The organism is Pseudanabaena sp. 'Roaring Creek', assembly GCF_001402795.1.
Taxonomy (GTDB): Bacteria; Cyanobacteriota; Cyanobacteriia; order Pseudanabaenales; family Pseudanabaenaceae; genus Pseudanabaena.
The window spans coordinates 1-5,267 of sequence record NZ_LIRE01000427.1 but is presented as its reverse complement, the minus strand read 5'-3'; the positions used below and the strand labels follow the sequence as shown (position 1 = coordinate 5,267).

At 43.1% G+C, this 5,267-nt stretch carries 4 protein-coding genes; 1 reads left to right on the top strand and 3 read right to left on the bottom strand.

Going from position 1 to position 5,267, the window contains the following annotated elements; translation table 11 throughout:
* Positions 1-242: 242 nt before the first annotated feature.
* The gene (gene cpdA, locus AC805_RS14075) at positions 243-1,067 is read right to left on the bottom strand and encodes a 3',5'-cyclic-AMP phosphodiesterase (RefSeq protein WP_055076000.1); all 825 of its coding nucleotides are present in this window, start codon (positions 1,065-1,067) and stop codon (positions 243-245) included.
* A gap of 493 nt (positions 1,068-1,560) precedes the next feature.
* Here cpdA and AC805_RS14070 point away from each other — a divergent pair, with 493 nt between their 5' ends.
* Complete coding sequence (locus tag AC805_RS14070) at positions 1,561-2,793, top strand: HD domain-containing protein (protein WP_055075999.1); 1,233 nt, start codon at positions 1,561-1,563, stop codon at positions 2,791-2,793.
* A gap of 586 nt (positions 2,794-3,379) precedes the next feature.
* Here AC805_RS14070 and argF read toward each other — a convergent pair.
* Together argF and AC805_RS14060 are read right to left on the bottom strand one after the other, a co-directional pair.
* Positions 3,380-4,291: an ornithine carbamoyltransferase gene (gene argF, locus AC805_RS14065; RefSeq protein WP_009626240.1), complete on the bottom strand. Its 912-nt coding sequence runs from the start codon at positions 4,289-4,291 to the stop codon at positions 3,380-3,382.
* A gap of 249 nt (positions 4,292-4,540) precedes the next feature.
* The gene (locus AC805_RS14060; RefSeq protein WP_331459078.1) at positions 4,541-5,089 is read right to left on the bottom strand and encodes a YqeG family HAD IIIA-type phosphatase; all 549 of its coding nucleotides are present in this window, start codon (positions 5,087-5,089) and stop codon (positions 4,541-4,543) included.
* Between the last annotated feature and the right edge of the window lie 178 nt (positions 5,090-5,267).

The following is a 5,267-nucleotide window of genomic DNA, read 5'->3' as shown; positions in this document are numbered from 1 at the left end:
TATAGATAATTCAAATAAAAACTACAGCTTCGACTTCGCTCAGCTAGCTTACACCGAGGGCTGAGCGAAGTCGAAGCCCGTCTACAAGTTATTTAAAACAACTATATGTCCTACGGCAATTATCGATTAAACGAACCACAAGGAAATTTTGGAAAGCGTTGCTTTGCAACGCTTTCCAAAATTTCCTTGGTTTGGGTTTGAGCGCGAAGCGCTCTAGGACACTTGGCGAAAGCTATAGGCACTTAATAACCGATCGCGGCAAGATCGGGGGAGAAACTGCCAACTTTAAGGCGATAAACTTCCGTTTCCATGGCTCCGTTGGGATATAGCCGTAAATGACGAAAACCGGGAGGTTGACTATCGATTTGAAACTTGTGATTTTTAGGCTCAAACTGGATGCAGGTCGAGGGCGTGACTAGACATCTGACTGAATTGTGGGGAGTTTCGTAAATTTCGTCAAACTCCTGATGAGCATGACCATTGATAACAACTTCTATTTGGGGGTACCGATCGCAGATTTCCCAAAACTGATCTTGATTTTCTAGGCAAATACCATCGATCCATCGCGAGCCTAGGGTTATTGCAGGATGATGAAAAGCGATTAACGTTGGACGTTCGGGATAGGCTTTGAGATTGTCTTCCAGCCATTCTAGCTCTGAATCTGCCAGATAGCCATGTACCGCCCCAACGACCACGGAGCTAAGTAATAAAATTCGCCACTTACCGACATCAAGCGATCGGCTCAGATGGACGTAGTCGCTAGGCAACTGCCTTTTCATGAGGATGCCATCATCATGATTGCCTGGCAAGCAATAGGCATGAATACCAAACCGATCCAGCGATCGACGTAAGCGATCATAGGATGCGGCACTGCCATCCTGAGTTAAGTCTCCAGTCAAAAGCAATAGGTCAATTTGCGGTAGGTTTCTTTTAATGGCAGTCAAAACCTCCTGAAAAGAAGCTTCAGTTTGAATACCTAACAAAGAACTCTCGATATCTCCAAATAAATGAATATCGGTTAACTGTGCAATCGAAACAAAACTACCGTAACTGATTTTGCCTTTCATACTACCTATGCCTGTACAAATAAGCTGTAAGTAGCAACTATTTATTTCTCTATATCCCAATTTCCGAGATGAATTAAATTCACCTTAAAAACCAGCAATTGCTCGGCCCATTGAGCAATCATATAATTCCCGTTTTGCTTATCAGAAATAACAATTCGGATTGTTTTTTCTGACAAATTATTTTGTGTTGCTATAACTATACTTTGTTATTTGCTTGCCTATTTTTAGAAAATGCGGTCAAAACTCATATAAAAGCATAGGCTTGCCTATTAACTTATGGTATTTATAGTCATTACATTGTGATTTGGGTCACAGCCCTCTATACAAAATCTGAATTAAGTAGCCAAGCATAAGTAAACTTAAAACCTAGAAGAGCGTACCGCCCGCGTAGCGGGCGGTACGCTCTCTGGTTTTGGGTTGTAATTATGCTTAACTACTTACGGAGCTGTTACTGAACGATGCAGACTCTAGAATTTTTAAAAGTTGAAATCCTATGATCCTTGGCAAGTCTCGCACTTATAACGATCCGATTCATGGGGCAATTACTCTTGACAGCAACGATCGCACGGAAGCTTTACTGATTCAATTAATTGATACGCCTGAGTTTCAGCGTTTGCGGCGCATCCGCCAACTTGATATCGCTTACTTTACTTTTCATGGGGCTGAAGGGTCGCGTTTTACCCATTCTCTGGGGGTGATGGCGCTGACTCGTCGAGCTTTTGATGCGATCGCTACTAAGTATCCTTACCTGACAACCCATCGGACGGTGGTGTTGGTGGCAGCCCTGCTCCACGATCTCGGTCATGGTCCCTATAGCCATGCATCGGAAGAAGTTTTTGGTAGTAATCACGAAATATGGACTTTAAGATTATTAAAGTTCGGCAAAATTGCTGAGGTTCTCAATCTCTTTTCCACGGATTTGATAACTGAATTGGAAAGTATTTTTACAAAACAATATCCAGTTCCGCTGATCTATCAGTTAATTTCCAGTCAGATCGATTGCGATCGCCTTGATTATTTGGAAAGGGATAGCTATTTTACGGGGGCAAAATACGGACAATTGGATCTGGATCGGATTTTATTGGCGCTGCGGTTCGATCCGATTTCCCAAAACTTAGTAATCGGTCGCAAAGGAATAGTGGCGATCGAACATTATTTGACAGTACGCTATTTTATGTACCTACAGGTTTATAACCATCATAAAAATATTGCGGCAAGATTTTTGCTGGAGAAAATATTTCGCCGCGCCAAGTTTTTGATTGCGGCGGAGCGCCATGCCCAAGACGAGCTTTTATTTAGCGATCGCACGATGATGGCTTGGCTGACCCAAGACCCACAAATGCTTACCTGCGAGCAGTATTTTGCTTCTGATGATACGGTTTTTAACTATCACCTCCATCGATGGTGCGATAGTAGCGATCGCATTCTTGCCGATCTCAGCCGTCGCTTTTTAGACCGAGCCCTATTCCGTGCTACGGATATTTCGCATTTGGACGATATTCAACAACAGGAACAGCTCGATAGTTGGCGAGAGAAATTAAACGCTCAAGGAATGGAATCGAAATACTACTGTGGAATTCGGGTTGCGCGAACTAAGGGCTATAGCATTTACAAGCAAGGGATCCATGTCCAGACTGAGCATGGTTTGCAGGACATTGCGCGACTGTCCCCATTAGTACAGGCGATCGTGCAGCCAATCCAAAGAGCATGGCTGGTTCATCCATAATTTATAGCTACCGCCAGTCTTGTTAGGACAAAATTAAAACCCAAGATCGTGTTGTCGTGCGGAGCACGACAACACGATCTTGGGTTTTATACCAAAACACAAAATGGCGTAGCCATTTTGTGTTTTGAAAACCCTTACTGGGTTTAGTTTTTAATTCACAAAAGTGTTGTCACACTTTCGTGAATTGGTATTATGTCCTGATACCGTTGGCGGTAGCGATATTGATTATAAATTGATTAAGGAGCTAAGTACGTGAGTTCGGGTTAAGCTAGCAAACCTTTTCTCAAAGCCCGTTTTAAATTATCCCGAACTCACGTTAGGTATAAGTAAACTTACAGCAATTACCGATGAAACGAACCCCCAAGAAAAATTCTGAAAACGGTGCTTCGCAACGTTTTCAAATTTTTTCTTGGTTTGGGTTTGGGTGCAAAGCGCTGTAAAATCCAGAAGCGAGTACCGCCCGCGTAGCGGGCGGTACTCGCTTCTGGGTTTAGTTTTTAATTATGCTGAACTACTTTCAAGTTGATTACAAAAGTTGATTACAAAAGTTGATTACAAAAGTTGAGAATGGAACATAGTTCTGTAATTAGAGAACGCTTGCCAATAGAGCTTTTTGGGCGTGAAGGCGATTTTCCGCTTCATCCCAAATACGGGACTGCGCTCCTTCCATGACTTCATCCGTAATTTCTTCACCACGATGAGCAGGTAGGCAATGTAAAGCGATCGCAGATTTATCGGCTAAAGCCATAAGTTCGGCATTTAACTGATAGGGCTGAAAAATGGGAACGCGATCTTCCGCTTCCGACTCCTGACCCATGCTCGCCCAAACGTCCGTATAAAGCACATGGGCTGCTTGGGCAGCAAGTTTAGGATCGCTGGTCACAATAACTTCAGAATTAGTTGCTAAAGCCTTCGCTTGAGAGACGATTTCAGGATTAGGAGTAAAATTTTTTGGTGAGGCAATGCGAACATTCATGCCCACGAGAGCGCAGCCAATCATCAGGGAATGCGCCATATTATTGCCATCGCCAAGATAGGTGAGAGTGAGTCCTTTTAACGAACCAAAATTTTCCAGTACAGTCAATAGGTCTGCCAAAACTTGACAAGGATGCTCTAAATCGCTCAGAGCATTGATAATTGGGATCTTGGAGAATTTGGCAAAGGTCTCTAGCTCCGCTTGCTCGAAGGTGCGAATTGCTAAAACATCCAAATAGCGATCGAGAACTCTGGCAGTATCTTCTATCGGTTCGCCCCGACTTACTTGGGTTACATTAGGATCGAGGTCGATTACGTGCCCCCCCAGTTGATGCATAGCAACGGTAAAGCTAACTCTTGTCCTTGTTGATGCTTTACGAAAGAGCAATCCAAGGGTTTTACGCTGAAAGTCATACTGGATTTCCCCTGATTTAAGCTGTTTTGCAAGTGTCAGTAATTCCTGAATTTCACTTGGTTGCAAATCTGCCAAACTAAGAAGATCTCGTCCCTGAAGGTTTCCCATTGTTGTTAGTTAGAAAAGACTTGTAATGACTCTATCATCAACTTACAGCCCTTTACGTTTATCATAAACCTCACTTCTAAATATCTTCTAAATATATAGCTGTCGCCTGTTCTACAGCGCTTTGCGCTCAAACCCAAACCAAGGAAATTTTTGAAAGCGTGCGAAGCACGCTTTCAAAAATTTCCTTGGTTTGGATTTGATTATCGCCAACCTTCTCTTATCGGGGGAGCTTAATGCAAGGGGTGACAACTAGATTTTTACACCAGATTTACGGGCGATCCAAATCTCCCAATTGCGAAGAAAACTCGATCGCGCTTTAAATATGCTGGCGATCGAAGGTTTAAATACCAGTTCGTCACAGGGAGGCTGTACCAAAATTGTAAATAGACCGAGCCGATTACCCACAATCGTATCGGTAAATAAGCGATCGCCCACCATCGCAACTTGAGAAGGAGGAAACCCCATCGCTTCGAGAACTTGACGCACCACTCGCCGTGAAGGTTTGCCAGCCCGACTGCGGTAGGGAAGGCTCAGACTCTCAGCAACCTTCTGAATACGGCGATCGCTAAAATTGTTGCTTGCTAGCCAGATCGGATAATTTTGCCGCATTTGCTCTACCCACAACCGAATTTCCTCCGACACATCAGCTTCGTCATCACCTATTAAGGTATTATCCACATCCAAAATTAAGCCCCGCAATCCATGCTTTTCCATTAGTTGCGGTGTGATCTTATAAATTGGGGCTGACAAAACTAAGTCAGGAGCAATAAGTTGCCAAGGTTTCACAAATATTTTGATAATGTTAATTAAATAATCAATGATATTTTACAGTGCTTTGAACCGATCTTTAATAATGCGATCAGCACGTTTCTGCAGCAGCAATATAAGCAATGAAGTGCCAAGCTTCGCGTGACACTTCATTGCCTATATTGCTATAGATAATTTAAATAAAAACTACAGCTTCGACTTCGCTCAG

What these genes read in the sequence shown, in the direction of transcription:
- AC805_RS14070 (WP_055075999.1), top strand. Translation starts at nt 1,561, where the DNA reads ATGATCCTTGGCAAGTCTCGCACTTATAACGATCCGATTCATGGGGCA.
- argF (WP_009626240.1), bottom strand. Translation starts at nt 4,291, where the DNA reads ATGGGAAACCTTCAGGGACGAGATCTTCTTAGTTTGGCAGATTTGCAA.
- cpdA (WP_055076000.1), bottom strand. Translation starts at nt 1,067, where the DNA reads ATGAAAGGCAAAATCAGTTACGGTAGTTTTGTTTCGATTGCACAGTTA.